Genomic DNA, 13,144 nt, shown 5'->3' with positions numbered 1-13,144 from the left:
GCTATGGCACCACCGACCACTTCATCGCCATGGCGTTCCTGATCGCTGGAAAGCTCACTCACCTGCCGGGCAGTCCTTTGCAAAAAGCAAGGGCCTGACCATGGCTATGGTGGGGAATGTGGCTTTCCACCCGAAACGGAAGAGAGCCTAAAAAAAGGGGCCCTGCGCGGGCCCCTTAAGCATTGTTTGCTATCAATTTTGATTACATGCCCGAGTAGTTCGGGCCACCGCCGCCTTCGGGTGTGACCCACACGATGTTCTGCGTGGGGTCCTTGATGTCGCAGGTCTTGCAGTGCACGCAGTTCTGCGCGTTGATCTGCAGGCGCTGGGCGTTGCCGCCCTTGGCTTCGTCGGCCACGAACTCGTACACACCGGCGGGGCAGTAGCGGGCTTCGGGGCCTGCGTATTTGGTCAGGTTGATGTTGACCGGCACGCTCGCGTCCTTGAGCGTGAGGTGGGCGGGCTGGTTCTCTTCGTGGTTGGTGTTGCTGATGAACACGCTGGAGAGGCGGTCGAACGTGAGCTTGCCATCGGGCTTGGGGTAGACGATGGGCTTGCACTCGGCTGCGGGCTTCAGGTAGGCGTGGTCGGGCTTGTCGCGGTGCAGCGTCCAGGGGATGTGGCCGCGCAGCACGAACTGCTCGAAACCGTTCATCAGCGTGGCCGTGGTCAGGCCGTACTTGAACCAGTTCTTGAAGTTGCGGTCCTTGTTCAGCTCGGTGTAGAGCCAGCTTGCCTCGAAGGCTTCGGGGTAGGCGGTCAGTTCGTCGTGCTGGCGGCCCGCCACCACGGCGTCGTAGGCGGCTTCTGCCGCCAGCATGCCGGTCTTGATGGCGGCGTGGCTGCCCTTGATGCGGCCCACGTTCAGGTAGCCCGCGTTGCAGCCCACCAGTGCGCCGCCCGGGAACACCGTCTTGGGCAGGGCGTTGATGCCGCTGGCGTTGATGGCACGCGCGCCATACGACAGGCGCTTGGCGGTGATCTCGCCCTTCTCGTTCTCGAAGTAGTAGCGGACGTTCGGGTGCGTCTTCCAGCGCTGGAACTCTTCGAACGGGCTCAGGTAGGGGTTGGCATAGCCCAGGCCGGTGACGAAGCCCACGGCCACCTTGTTGCCCTCCAGGTGGTACAGGAAGGCGCCGCCGTAGGTGTCGTTCTCCATGGGCCAGCCCGCGGTGTGCATCACAAAGCCGGGCTGGTGCTTCTTGGGGTCGATCTCCCACAGCTCTTTGATGCCGATGCCGAAACTTTGGGGGTCGCGGTCCTTGTCGAGGTGGTACTTGGCAATCAGCTGCTTGCCCAGGTGGCCGCGCGCGCCTTCGGCAAACACGGTGTACTTGCCCAGCAGTTCCATGCCCAGCTGGAAGTTCTCGGTGGGCTCGCCCTCTTTGCCGATGCCCATGTTGCCGGTGGCCACGCCCCGTACCGCAGGTACGCCTCCATTTTCGGAGCCGTCTGTGTAGAGCACCTCGGCGGCGGTGAACCCGGGGAAAATTTCCACGCCCAGGGCTTCGGCCTGTTCGCCCAGCCACTTGGTCAGGTTGCCCAGGCTGATGATGTAGTTGCCATGGTTCTGCGCAAACGGCGGCAGGAACATGTTGGGCACGCGGACGCCCGATTTTTCCGACAGGAAGATGTAGGCGTCGTCGGTGACGGGCTGGTTGAGCGGGGCACCGCGCTTTTTCCAGTCGGGAATCAGCTCGGTGAGCGCCTTGGGGTCCATGATGGCGCCGGAGAGGATGTGCGCGCCGGGCTCGGAGCCTTTTTCGAGCACCACGACCGAGACATCCTGGCCTTTTTCGGCCGCCAATTGCTTCAGGCGGATGGCTGTGGCCAAGCCGCCAGGGCCACCGCCAACGACCACCACGTCGTATTCCATGGATTCGCGGGGGCCATATTGGGCGAGGATTTCTTCGTTTGTCATGGGCTTCTCGTCGGGCGTTTGATAATGGACTATTGTCGGCAGAGCATGGGCCAGCCCCTGTCTGTCTGGCGACTGATTGTATTCACGGAATATGGACAATCGAACGACCGTTCTTTTTTGATCAGTGGGGAGACTCTAAATGGCATACAGCATCGACTTGTCGGGCCGCGTCGCTTTCATCACCGGCGCATCGAGTGGCCTGGGCGCGCAGTTTGCGCGCACCCTGGCGCGTGCCGGAGCGGGGGTGGTGCTGGCCAGCCGCCGGATAGAAAAGCTCAAGGAACTGCGCGCCCGCATCGAAGGCGAGGGCGGTGACGCCCACGTGATCGAACTCGACGTGACCGACCACGCCTCCATCAAGTCCGCCGTGGCCCATGCCGAGACCGAGATGGGTTCCATCGACATCCTGATCAACAACTCGGGCGTGAGCACCACGCAGCGCCTGCAGGACGTGACGCCCGAGGACTACGACTTCATCTTCGACACCAACGTGAAGGGCGCGTTCTTTGTGGCGCAAGAGGTGGGCAAGCGCATGCTGGCCCGCTCGCGCGGCGCGGCACCGGGCAGCTTCACGGGCGGGCGCATCATCAACATCGCGTCGATGGCGGGCCTCAAGGTCCTGCCGCAGATCGGCGCCTACTGCATGAGCAAGGCCGCCGTGGTGCAGATGACCCGTGCCATGGCCATGGAGTGGGGCAAGTTCGGCATCAACACCAATGCGATCTGCCCCGGCTACATCGACACCGAAATCAACCACCACCACTGGGACACCGAGCAAGGCCAGAAACTCATCGCCATGCTGCCGCGCAAGCGCGTGGGCAGCCCGCAGGACCTGGACGCGTTGCTGGTGATGCTGGCCAGCGACCAGAGCCATTTCATCAACGGCGCGGTGATTGCGGCGGACGATGGTTTTGCGGTCTGATCCCCAGGGAACATGCGGGCATGAAGATCGAAATCCCCGAGGTCAAAAAGCTGGTCTTTGAGACGCGCTTCCCCGTGCGCTGGGGCGACATGGACGCGATGGGCCATGTCAACAACACCGTGTACTTCCGTTACCTGGAAACCGCGCGCATCGACTGGATGGTGTCGGTGGGCTGCAACCCCGACCCGCGCGGGCAGGGGCCGGTCATCGTCAATGCGTTCTGCAACTTCTACAAGCAGCTCGAATACCCGGCCGATGTGCTGCTCAAGCTCTACGTGAGCGACCCGGGCCGCACCACGTTCGAGACCTGGGGCACGCTGGAACGCGTGGACCAGCCGGGCGTGATCTGCGCGGCGGGCGGGGCCACCACCATCTGGGTGGACTTCCCGCAGCAGAAGGCGGCGCCGCTGCCCGACTGGATGCGGGCGCTGGTGTCGGGAGACTGAATCAAGGCAAAAAAGGGCCTCTGCGCGCGATGGATAAGCGCTTTATGCTATCAAAAGCATAGCATCGATATCCACTCCTGTTCCTGCGCCCTGCCGTGCTGCTTTACTTCTGCTTGGGCACACGGCCCATCAGATAGAACTCGGGGTTGGGCAACATGCCCGCAAAGCTGGCCATGCGGTTACTGAGCCCAAAAAACGCGGTGATGGCCGCAATGTCCCAGATGTCTTCGTCGTCAAAGCCGTGGGCGTGCAGCGCGACAAAGTCGGCATCCTCGATCTCGTGCGAGCGCTGGCAGACCTTCATCGCAAAGTCGAGCATGGCGCGTTCGCGCGGGCTGATGTCGGCCTTGCGGTAGTTCACGGCCACCTGGTCGGCGATGAGGGGTTTCTTTTCGTAGATGCGCAGGATCGCGCCGTGCGCCACCACGCAATACAGGCACTGGTTGGCCGCGCTGGTGGTGGTGACGATCATCTCGCGTTCGCCCTTGGTCAGGCTGCCTTCCTCTTTCAGCATCAGTGCATCGTGGTAGGCAAAGAACGCGCGCCACTCGGCCGGGCGGCGCGCAAAGGCCAGGAACACGTTGGGGATGAAGCCTGCCTTTTCCTGCACTTCCACGATGCGTGCGCGGATGTCTTCGGGCAGGGTGTTCAGGTCGGGAAAAGGGTAGCGGCTCACGGCGGTCTCCTGGGGTTGTTGTGATGGATGCCGCAAGTATCACGGATGCCTCAAGGGTGCCAGTGGGTCGCCCGCACCGGACTCTGGGCGGGCGCGGCGGAATTGCCCGCCAGCGCATACGACAGCTGGGTGGCCGCAGCCATCACCGTCTGTGCCAGCGCTTCGAGTTTTTCCGCTGGCAGGCGCGATGCCGGGCCCGAAATGCACACCGAGCCCATCAGCCGCCAGTGCATGCCAAACACCGGCGCCGACACCGTGGCCACGCCCTGTTCGCGTTCGCCAATCGACCAGTGGTAGCCCTTCTTGCGGATCTCTTCATAGGCCTTGCCCGGCTCGCCCGAAAACGCCAGGATCACGCGGCCTGGCGAGCCCTTGTCCAGCGGCAGGCCTTCGCCCATGCGTGCGTGGTGGCGCAGCGCCTGCGGGCCTTCCACGCGCACAAGGCAGGTCCGCACATTGCCTTCGCGCACATAAAACGCGGCGCTTTCGCCCGTGGCAAGGGTCAGCTCGCGCAGCGCGGGCTCCAGCACGTTCTGCACGTCAAAACCGGCCTGGTAGCGTGCTCCCAGCCAGCCTGCTGCCGGACCCAGGCGCCAGTCGCCATCCTCGCGTTGCACCATAAAACCCGACTGCGCCAGCGTGCGCGCGAGGCGCAGCACCGTGGTCTTGTGCAGGCCGCAGCGGCGGCTGAGCTCGGCCAGGGGCAGGCTGGATTCGCCCAGTGCAAAGGCCTCCAGCACCTGCAGTGCGCGCGTGACGGCAATCACGCCGCCGCCCGTGCCTTTGGCGGCGCTGTCTTCCGGTTCGGTGGGCTCCTGCGGCAGGGTCTTGCGGGGTGACGGGGATCTGGCAGGCGAGGGCGCCCTGGCGGTGGCGAGGGGCGAGGGTGGTTTTTTTGGAAGATTGCTCACGATGCAATTCGTTTCATTGTATGCAACGGCATTGTATGGGTTGAAACGCCTGCGTAAAGTCGCGTCCACAGCGCCGGGCCTGCAGCAGCATGTGCAGGGCGGCGCGAAGAACCACCTACCAGGAGACAACTGCATGCCCGCTTTTTCGCCCCGTTTGCTTCCCCGTGCCCTGTGCGCCGCCGTCCTCGGCCTTGCCGCCGTTGCAGCGCCCTTTGCCAGCGCCCACGCGCAAGCCGCGTATCCGAGCAAGCCCATCCGCCTGATCGTGCCGTTCCCTCCCGGCGGAGGCACCGACATGATTGCCCGCACGGTGGCGCAAAAGCTCACGGACCAGAACAAGTGGAACGTGATCGTGGACAACCGCCCCGGCGCGGGCGGCAACCTGGGGGTGGACGCCGCCGCCAAGTCACCCGCCGACGGCTACACGCTCGTCATTGGCCAGACCAGCAACCTGGCCATCAACCCCACGCTGTACCCTAAGCTGCCGTACGACCCGCTCAAGGAACTGGTGCCCGTGGCGCTCGTCTCGTCCTCGCCCATCGTCATGGCTGCGCCCATCAACTCACCCTTCAAGAGCTACGCCGATGTGGTGGCGGCCGCCAAGGGCAAACCCGATGCGCTGACGCTGGGCTATTCGGGCAACGGCACCGTGGCCCACCTGGCCGGTGAGCTGGCTGAAAACGCCGCCGACATCAAGCTGCGCCACATCCCCTACAAGGGCGCGGCCCAGGCCATGACGGACCTGGTGGGCGGGCAGATCGACCTGTACATGTCCTCCGTGCCTACGCTGCTGGGCCAGGTGCGCAACGGCAAGCTCAAGGTCATCGCCATCACCTCGGCCAAGCGCTCGCCCCAGCTGCCGGATGTGCCCACGCTGGCTGAGTCCGGCTACAAGGGCTTCGAGGCCGTGACCTGGTTTGGCATCCTGGCCCCCGCCGGTACGCCAGCCCCCATCGTGGCGCAGCTCAACAAGGCCATCAACGCGGCCCTGCAGCAACCCGATGTGGCCGACAAGCTGCGCTCTGAAGGCGGCGATGTGCTGGGCGGCACGGCCGAGCAATTCAGCCAGCTGCTCAAAGCCGAAGTGCCGCGCTGGGCCAAGATCGTGAAGGATTCGGGCGCCAGCCTGGACTGACGGGCTCCCTGTGGGGCGGGTTGTGCTGCATATCTGTCAGCCCGCCACCCACTTCTTCACCTTTGCATTTCGTCTGCACTGGGCCAGCCGCCGACCCCGGGGCTGGTGGCGCTGCGGCATGGGCGCCTTGCGCGCGCTGCCCAGCCTGCGGCGCATTTCCACGCCTCTGTTTTTCGCGTTTCTTCCAAGGATTTCTCATGAACCAACTCCCTGAAATCATCCGCACCATCGAGCGCGTGGGCGCCGACGTTGTGAGCAAAGCTGCCACCTACCAGGCCGCCATCCTGGCCGACGTGGCGGGCCGCCGCGGCACCATGCATGGCCGCGTGGCGCCCGTGCACCAGAGCATGAAGGTGGCGGGCCCCGCCTTCACCGTGGAGGTGCGCCCTGGCGACAACCTCATGATCCACGCCGCCATTGCGCTGGCCCAGCCGGGCGACGTGCTGGTGATCGACGGCAAAGGCGACCAGACCGCCGCGCTGATGGGCACGCTGATGCTCAGCGCCTGCAAGAAGCGTGGCCTGGCTGGCGTGATCGTGGACGCCGCTATCCGCGACAAGCTGGAGATCCTGGAGCTGGACTTCCCCGTGTTCAGCGCGGGCTTCAACCCTGCAGGCCCCACCAAATATGTGCCCGGGCGCATCAACCACCCCATCAGCGCCGGTGGCGCCACCGTGAACCCCGGTGACCTGGTAGTGGGCGATGCCGATGGCGTGGTCGTCATCGAACGCGAGAAGGCCCCCAGCATGCTGGCCCTGGCCGACAAGAAGGTGGCCGACGAAGCCGCCCGCATCGAAGCCATTGCGCGTGGCGACACCGCATCGAAATGGCTGCCTGCCGCGCTGCGCGCTGCTGGTGTGCTGAAGGAAGGGGAATCTCTGTGAGCCCAACCATCATCGTGACCGGCGCCGATCTGGCGCAGCACGCCCTGGAGCTGCTCGCGGGCTACGACATCGTCTACGCGGGCAAGGCGCCTACCGAGGACGACCTGGTGGCCCTGTGCGGTGCGCACAACCCCGTGGCCATCATCGTGCGCTACGGCAAGGTGGGTGCGGCGGTGATGGACGCGGCGCCAGCGCTCAAGGTCATCTCCAAGCACGGCAGTGGCACCGACACCATCGACAAGGTGGCGGCCAAGGCGCGTGGCATTGAAGTGGTGGCTGCCGTGGGCGCCAACGCAGCGGCGGTGGCCGAACAGGCGCTGACCCTGCTGCTGGCTTGCGCCAAATCGGTGGTGCAGCTCGATGCGCGCATGCACGCGGGCCACTGGGACAAAGCCACGCACAAAAGCCTGGAACTGGGTGGCCGCACCGTGGGCCTGGTGGGTCTGGGCGCCATCGGCCTGCGCTTTGCCAAGATGGCCGACGCCCTGGGCATGCGCGTGATCGGCTTTGACCCGTTTGCGAAGAACCTGCCGGACTATGTGCAGAGCGTGGGCCTGGAGACGATCTGGCGCGAAGCCGATGCTGTGTCTTTGCACTGCCCGCTGACCGACGAGAACCGGGGCATGCTGAACGCCACCACGCTGGCGCAATGCAAGCGCGGCGTGATTGTGGTGAACACGGCGCGTGGCGGCCTGATCGACGAGGCCGCGCTGCTGGCTGCCGTGCGTTCGGGCCAGGTGATGGCGGCAGGGCTGGACAGCTTTGCGGTCGAGCCGATGACGACGGGCCATCCCTTCCAGGGCGAGAAGCACTTCATCCTCAGCCCCCACATCGGCGGCGTGACCAGTGACGCCTACGTGAACATGGGCGTGGGCGCGGCGCAGAACCTGCTGGCCGTGCTGGCCCGTGTGCCTGGCGCAGCGGTGGCGGCGGCCTGACGCCAGCCCCCTTCCTGAAAGCAAAGAGAAAAAAGGCACGGGGCAGGGCGCCCCGGCCCATGGAGACAAAGACATGCACAACATTTTGAGAAGAAAAACGGCCTCTGCGCGCGTCCATCATGCGCTAATAGCTATTGTTTGTATAGCATCCGGCGCAGCAGGGGCGCAAACTGCGTTCCCCCACAAGCCCGTCAAGCTGGTGGTGGGTTTTGCCGCAGGCGGCCCCACCGACGTGGTGGCACGCGCGTTTGCCGACCACGCCAGCCGCGCGCTGGGCCAGCCCTTTGTGGTGGACAACAAGCCCGGCGCCAACACCATCCTGGCCGCCCAGGCGGTGGCCAGCGCGCCCGCCGACGGCTACACGCTGCTGTTTGGCGCCACCAATCACACCATGATCCCGGGTCTGTACGCCGGGCGGGTGAAGTTCGATGCGGTGAAGTCGTTCAAGCCGCTGTGCACCGTAGCCACCAGCCCCACGGTGCTGGTGGTGAGGCAGGCCCTGCCCGTGAAGTCGCTGGCTGAGTACATGGCCCGTGCGCGCAAGGAGCCGGGGCGTCTGTCCGCAGGCACGGCGGGCGTGGGGAGCTCAGGCCACTTTGCCACCGAGATGTTTGCCCGCGCCAACAGCTTGCAGCTGAACCATGTGCCCTACAAGGGCGCCGCGCCAGTGGTCACGGACCTGGTGGGCGGCCAGCTCGACAGCTCGTTTGCCACGCTGGGCTCGGTGCTGCCGCAGATCAAGAGCGGCAAGCTCACCGCGCTGGCCGTGGCATCGCCCAAGCGGTCGTCGCTGCTGCCCGATGTGGCCACCTTTGCCGAGGCCGGTGGCGGCAAGTATTCGGCCGACGCCTGGTATGGCCTGCTGGCCCCGGCGGGCCTGGACGACGCCATTGCCCAGCAGCTGGAGCGCGTGGCCAGGGACTTTGTGCAAAGCCCTGCGGCCAACGACAAGTTGCGCGGCCTGGGGCTGGACGCCGATGCCACCTGCGGCGCTGCGTTTGCCAGCCAGGTCGGCCGCGAAGTGGCCGCCTATACGCAGATTGCACGCGAGCTTGATCTGAAAGTGGATTGACCCCCCTGAGGCGCTTTGCGCCTTCCCCCCCCTCTCTCGCCTCGCTGCGCGATGCGGGAAGGGGGACGCAGCCAGTGCGGCGGGGCGGCCCTTGCACGGCTGCCTGCGCTTTGTCAGCGCCAGTTTCGCAGGCCATGGGCCAGCGATACCTGTTTGTTCTTCATGGATTGAATAGATAAGGAGACTTCATGTTGCGTTTTCTCAAACCCTTGATCGCCGCCTGCGCACTGGCTGCAGGCCTGGCCCACGCCGCCTTCCCCGAGCGGCCCATCACGCTCGTCGTGCCCTATGCCCCCGGCGGCGCGGCCGATGCCGTGGCCCGCGTGGTGGCCACCCGCCTGGGTGCCAAGCTGGGCGGCAGCGTGATTGTGGACAACAAGGCGGGCGCCAGTGGCACCATTGGCGCGAGTTTTGTGGCCAAGGCGTCGGCGGATGGCTACACCATGCTGTACGACGCCACGCCGCACTCCATCAACCCGCACCTGTTCCCCAAGATGCCGTATGCCGCCAACGCACTGCAGCCGCTATCGCTGGTGCTGCTGGCGCCCAATGTGCTCATCGTGAAGGCCGATGCGCCCTACAAGAACGTGGGCGAGCTGATTGCCAAGGCCAAGGCGCAGCCGGGCAAGATCAACTTTGCTTCGGGCGGCAGCGGCACGGTGCAGCGCCTGGCGGCGGAGCTGATGGCCCAGAAGCTGGGCCTGGACATGGTGCACGTGCCCTACAAGAGTGGCGGCCCCGCCATCACCGACGTGATCGCGGGCCAGGTGGACTTCATGTTCGGCACCGTGGCCGCGACTTACCCGCATGTGGCAGGCGGCAAGCTGCGCGCGCTGGCCGTGTCGGCGCCTGAGCGTTCCAAGCGCCTGCCCGATGTGCCCACCGTGGCCGAGGCGGCCATCCCCGGTTATGAGGCCTATGAGTGGAACGGCGTGTTCCTGCCTGCGGGCGTACCTGCCGACGTGGCCACCAAACTGCAGCAGGCCCTGCAAGAGGTGCTGAGGGAAGACGAAGTGAAGCAGCGCCTGGCCGACCTGGGCGCCCAGCCCATCGGCTCCACGCCTGCGGAGTTTGCCGCCTTCCTCAAGAAGGAAGACAGCAAGTGGGGCGAGGTGGTGAAGAAGGGCAATATCAAACTCGACTGAGCCATGCCTTTGCCCGCGCTGACCACGCCCGTGCCGCACTCGGTGGGCCTGAACCGCCCGCAGCGCCTGCTGCCGCCCGGCGCGTGCGACAGCCACATGCACATCTTCGATGCACGTTTTGCACCGTCTGCCCACTGGCCGCGCACGCCGCCCGATGCGCCCGTGGCCGCCTATTGGCAGCTGCAGCAGCGCCTGGGCAGCACACGCACGGTGGTGGTCACGCCATCCACCTACGGCACCGACAACGCCTGCACGCTGGATGCGCTGGACCAGTTGGGTGACGACGCACGTGGCGTGGCTGTGGTGGACCCCCGCGTGAGCGATGCAGAGCTGGCCCGGCTGGCCGCGCGCCGCGTGTGCGGGCTGCGGGTCAACTTTGTCTCACCCCAATCGTGGGGCACCACCACGGCGCAGATGCTGACCACACTGGCGGGCAAGGTGGCACAGCATGCGGACTGCGCTGGCTGGCACATCCAGGTGTTCGCGCACCCGGAGCAGATCGTGGCGCTGGCGCATGTGCTGCAGGCGCTGCCGGTGCCGCTGGTCATCGACCACCTGGGGCGCATCGATCCGGCCGAAGGTCCATCGGCCCAAGCCTTTGGCGTGCTGCGCCGCTTGCTGGACGGGGGCAACACTTGGGTCAAGCTCTCGGGTGCCTACATGCGCTCTGCCGTGCAGGGCCCCAGCTACGCCGACACCCTGCCGCTGGGGCAAGCCCTGGTGCGGGCAGCCCCCAGTCACCTGGTGTGGGGCAGCGACTGGCCCCACACCACCGAGGCGCCGGGCACCGTGAACGATGCCGACCTGGTGGACCTGCTGCGCGCCTGGGCGGGCTCGGATGCCGCGATGGACCGTATCCTGGTGGACAACCCGGCGCGGCTGTATGGTTTCGGCGCCACCTCCTGACAACGAAAGCCTCTTCCATGTTTCTGCTGCAATCCCCCGAGCTCCGCGAGCTGGCGTTTTTCAGCTCCATGCCCGACACTTTCCGCCGCCCCGAGCGCAGCGCCTGGGCCGATGCCAACCGGGGCGGCACTGTCACCGATTCGTTCCTCGAAGGCCCGGTGTTCGACGGCGTGGGCAACCTGTACGTGACCGACATCCCCTGGGGCCGCATCTTCCGCATCGACCCGCAGGGCGCGTGGACGCTGGTGGCCGAGTACGACGGCGAGCCCAATGGGATGAAGTTCATGGATGCGGGCACGCTGCTCATCACCGACTACAAGAACGGGTTGATGCGGCTCGATATCGCGACCGGCGGGGTCACGCCGTACCTCGAGCGCCGCAACAGCGAGCGCTTCAAGGGCGTGAACGATTTGATCTTCGACGCCGACGGCAACCTGTACTTCACCGACCAGGGCCAGAGCGGCCTGCACGACCCGAGCGGGCGCCTGTACCGGCTGCGCCCTAATGGCCAGCTCGACCTGTTGCTGGCCAACGTGCCCAGCCCCAACGGCGTGGCCCTGTCGCCCGACGGCCGCGTGCTGTACCTGGCCGCCACACGTGGCAACTGCGTGTGGCGCGTGCCGCTGCTGCCCGATGGCAGCGTGGCCAAGGTGGGGCAGTTCTTCACGTCGCACGGCCCCAGCGGCCCCGACGGGCTGGCGGTGGATACGAGCGGCCGCCTGTTGGTGGCCAACCCGGGCCTGGGTTATGTGTGGGTGCTCAACCACCGGGCCGAGCCCGTGCTGGTGCTGCGGGGGCCTGCCGGGGCGTCCACCACCAACCTGGCGTTTGGCGGGCAGGGCGGACAAACGGTGTTCGTGACCGATTCGACCCACGGCCACATCCTGTGTGCACGGCTGGATGCGCCGGGGCTACCCCTGCACTGTTCGACCCTGGACTGAACGTCGGACCAAAGGGCAAGGGCGTTTTTCACCGCTTTACTGGGCTGCGGCGACCTTCGCTGCGCCGCGATAGCGCGACAGCCAGTGCGCGTAGGGCGCGGGCAGCGTGTTCCATTCAGGCTTTTGCACGCCCAGCACCTGCGCCAGGTGGTAGGTGTAGTGCGGATTGGACAGGTGGGCGCGGCCGATCATCACCAAATCCATCTGGCCGTCGGCCACTGCACGTTCAGCGATTTTCGGGTCATCGATGCCCCACGACGAGGCCACGGGCAGGTCGGCTTCGCTGCGCACGCGCTGTGCGACCGGGGCCAGGAAGGCGGGGGTTGCCCAGGGAATCTGCGTCTCGGCAATCACGAAGTTCGCGCTGACGTTGACCATGTCCAGGCCACGTTCGCGCATCCGGCGCACCAGCTCAATGGACTCGGCCACGGTTTCCTCGTCGCGTCCGTTGTATTCGATGACGCCGAAGCGTGCCGTGAGTGGCAGGTGTGCGGGCCACACCTTGCGCACGGCTTCCACGGTTTCCAGCAGAAAGCGCGCGCGGTTGTCAGAGCTGCCGCCGTACTGGTCGGTGCGTTGGTTGCTGTGGGGCGAGAAGAAGCTCTGCGCCAGGTAGCCGTGGGCGAAGTGCAGCTCCAGCCACTCGAACCCTGCGGCCAGTGCGCGATGAGCGGCGGCCACAAAGTCGGCCTGCACGCGGGCAATGTCTTGCAGTGTCATGGCCTGGGGTACGCGGGGCAGACCGCCGCCGTAAGCAATGGCGGACGGTGCAATCGGCTGCCAGGCACGCGGGTCGCTCTCGGGAATGTGGTCATCGCCTTCCCAGGGGCGTTGGGCGCTGGCCTTGCGGCCTGCGTGGGCGATTTGGATGCCGGGCACGGCGCCAGCGGCCTTGATGCTGGCGGCGATGCGGCCCATGCCTTCGATCTGCTGGTCGTTCCAAAGGCCTGTGCAGGCCGGGGTGATGCGGCCTTCGGGCGATACGCCCGTGGCCTCGACAATCACCAGGCCTGCGCCGCCGCGAGCGAGACCGGCGTAATGCGCCTGGTGCCATTCATTGGTGAAGCCGTCCACCGCGCTGTACTGGCACATCGGCGGGATCGCGATGCGGTTGCGCAGGGTGACGCTTTTGAGCTGGAACGGTGTGAACAGGGCAGACATGCAGCTTGCTTTCTTGTCGGTTAAATAGAAAAGGAATTTCGGGCTGGGGGCGGGGGCAAAGACACCACGGCCACGCACAGTGAAGA

The 13,144-nt window shown here is 65.9% G+C and carries 13 protein-coding genes; 9 read left to right on the top strand and 4 right to left on the bottom strand.

The window, feature by feature from the left end; all coding sequences use genetic code 11:
- Nucleotides 1-202 precede the first annotated feature (202 nt).
- Nucleotides 203-1,921 (bottom strand): electron transfer flavoprotein-ubiquinone oxidoreductase, encoded by a 1,719-nt coding sequence (locus tag A1D30_RS21455; protein WP_063462761.1) that lies wholly within the window; start codon nucleotides 1,919-1,921, stop codon nucleotides 203-205.
- Nucleotides 1,922-2,060: 139 nt separating this feature from the next.
- On the opposite strand from A1D30_RS21455, the gene A1D30_RS21450 reads away from it, so the two are divergent.
- Together A1D30_RS21450 and A1D30_RS21445 are read left to right on the top strand one after the other, a co-directional pair.
- Nucleotides 2,061-2,843, top strand: coding sequence for an SDR family oxidoreductase (locus tag A1D30_RS21450; RefSeq protein WP_063462760.1), 783 nt, complete (start codon nucleotides 2,061-2,063; stop codon nucleotides 2,841-2,843).
- 20 nt (nucleotides 2,844-2,863) lie between these two features.
- Nucleotides 2,864-3,289: a thioesterase family protein gene (locus A1D30_RS21445; protein WP_063462759.1), complete on the top strand. Its 426-nt coding sequence runs from the start codon at nucleotides 2,864-2,866 to the stop codon at nucleotides 3,287-3,289.
- A 103-nt stretch (nucleotides 3,290-3,392) separates the two neighbouring features.
- Here A1D30_RS21445 and A1D30_RS21440 read toward each other — a convergent pair whose 3' ends face one another.
- Nucleotides 3,393-3,965 carry a peroxidase-related enzyme gene (locus A1D30_RS21440; RefSeq protein WP_063462758.1) on the bottom strand — a complete coding sequence of 191 codons (573 nt, stop codon included), beginning with the start codon at nucleotides 3,963-3,965 and terminating at the stop codon, nucleotides 3,393-3,395.
- A 50-nt stretch (nucleotides 3,966-4,015) separates the two neighbouring features.
- On the bottom strand, nucleotides 4,016-4,789 hold the full coding sequence (locus tag A1D30_RS21435) for an IclR family transcriptional regulator (protein WP_063462797.1): 774 nt from the start codon (nucleotides 4,787-4,789) through the stop codon (nucleotides 4,016-4,018).
- A gap of 220 nt (nucleotides 4,790-5,009) precedes the next feature.
- On the opposite strand from A1D30_RS21435, the gene A1D30_RS21430 reads away from it, so the two are divergent.
- From A1D30_RS21430 to A1D30_RS21400, 7 genes are all read left to right on the top strand, one after another.
- Nucleotides 5,010-6,011 (top strand): tripartite tricarboxylate transporter substrate binding protein, encoded by a 1,002-nt coding sequence (locus A1D30_RS21430; protein ID WP_063462796.1) that lies wholly within the window; start codon nucleotides 5,010-5,012, stop codon nucleotides 6,009-6,011.
- Nucleotides 6,012-6,208: 197 nt separating this feature from the next.
- On the top strand, nucleotides 6,209-6,895 hold the full coding sequence (locus A1D30_RS21425) for a methyltransferase (RefSeq protein ID WP_063462757.1): 687 nt from the start codon (nucleotides 6,209-6,211) through the stop codon (nucleotides 6,893-6,895).
- On the top strand, nucleotides 6,838-7,833 hold the full coding sequence (locus A1D30_RS21420) for an NAD(P)-dependent oxidoreductase (RefSeq protein ID WP_242421976.1): 996 nt from the start codon (nucleotides 6,838-6,840) through the stop codon (nucleotides 7,831-7,833). The genes A1D30_RS21425 and A1D30_RS21420 overlap by 58 nt, the downstream gene beginning before the upstream one ends.
- Before the next feature lie 73 nt (nucleotides 7,834-7,906).
- Nucleotides 7,907-8,905, top strand: coding sequence for a tripartite tricarboxylate transporter substrate binding protein (locus A1D30_RS21415; protein WP_063462795.1), 999 nt, complete (start codon nucleotides 7,907-7,909; stop codon nucleotides 8,903-8,905).
- A 188-nt stretch (nucleotides 8,906-9,093) separates the two neighbouring features.
- Nucleotides 9,094-10,050: a tripartite tricarboxylate transporter substrate binding protein gene (locus tag A1D30_RS21410; RefSeq protein ID WP_063462755.1), complete on the top strand. Its 957-nt coding sequence runs from the start codon at nucleotides 9,094-9,096 to the stop codon at nucleotides 10,048-10,050.
- Between the two features lie 3 nt (nucleotides 10,051-10,053).
- Nucleotides 10,054-10,956 (top strand): amidohydrolase family protein, encoded by a 903-nt coding sequence (locus A1D30_RS21405; RefSeq protein WP_063462754.1) that lies wholly within the window; start codon nucleotides 10,054-10,056, stop codon nucleotides 10,954-10,956.
- Nucleotides 10,957-10,973: 17 nt separating this feature from the next.
- Entirely contained in the window at nucleotides 10,974-11,897 is a 924-nt protein-coding gene (locus A1D30_RS21400; RefSeq protein ID WP_063462753.1) for an SMP-30/gluconolactonase/LRE family protein, read from the top strand.
- Between the two features lie 36 nt (nucleotides 11,898-11,933).
- On the opposite strand, the gene A1D30_RS21395 is transcribed toward A1D30_RS21400, so the two are convergent.
- Entirely contained in the window at nucleotides 11,934-13,058 is a 1,125-nt protein-coding gene (locus tag A1D30_RS21395; RefSeq protein ID WP_063462752.1) for an NADH:flavin oxidoreductase/NADH oxidase, read from the bottom strand.
- Between the last annotated feature and the right edge of the window lie 86 nt (nucleotides 13,059-13,144).

Source organism: Acidovorax sp. GW101-3H11, from assembly GCF_001633105.1.
In the GTDB taxonomy this organism is placed as follows: Bacteria; Pseudomonadota; Gammaproteobacteria; order Burkholderiales; family Burkholderiaceae_C; genus Acidovorax.
Note: the sequence above shows the minus strand (reverse complement) of the source record. Positions and strands in the feature narration are given on the sequence as shown.

Excerpts from the sequence above, each read along its gene's own strand:
- A1D30_RS21455 (WP_063462761.1), bottom strand. The coding sequence starts at position 1,921 with ATGACAAACGAAGAAATCCTCGCCCAATATGGCCCCCGCGAATCCATG.
- A1D30_RS21450 (WP_063462760.1), top strand. The coding sequence starts at position 2,061 with ATGGCATACAGCATCGACTTGTCGGGCCGCGTCGCTTTCATCACCGGC.
- A1D30_RS21445 (WP_063462759.1), top strand. The coding sequence starts at position 2,864 with ATGAAGATCGAAATCCCCGAGGTCAAAAAGCTGGTCTTTGAGACGCGC.
- A1D30_RS21430 (WP_063462796.1), top strand. The coding sequence starts at position 5,010 with ATGCCCGCTTTTTCGCCCCGTTTGCTTCCCCGTGCCCTGTGCGCCGCC.
- A1D30_RS21425 (WP_063462757.1), top strand. The coding sequence starts at position 6,209 with ATGAACCAACTCCCTGAAATCATCCGCACCATCGAGCGCGTGGGCGCC.
- A1D30_RS21420 (WP_242421976.1), top strand. The coding sequence starts at position 6,838 with ATGGCTGCCTGCCGCGCTGCGCGCTGCTGGTGTGCTGAAGGAAGGGGA.
- A1D30_RS21415 (WP_063462795.1), top strand. The coding sequence starts at position 7,907 with ATGCACAACATTTTGAGAAGAAAAACGGCCTCTGCGCGCGTCCATCAT.
- A1D30_RS21410 (WP_063462755.1), top strand. The coding sequence starts at position 9,094 with ATGTTGCGTTTTCTCAAACCCTTGATCGCCGCCTGCGCACTGGCTGCA.
- A1D30_RS21405 (WP_063462754.1), top strand. The coding sequence starts at position 10,054 with ATGCCTTTGCCCGCGCTGACCACGCCCGTGCCGCACTCGGTGGGCCTG.
- A1D30_RS21400 (WP_063462753.1), top strand. The coding sequence starts at position 10,974 with ATGTTTCTGCTGCAATCCCCCGAGCTCCGCGAGCTGGCGTTTTTCAGC.
- A1D30_RS21395 (WP_063462752.1), bottom strand. The coding sequence starts at position 13,058 with ATGTCTGCCCTGTTCACACCGTTCCAGCTCAAAAGCGTCACCCTGCGC.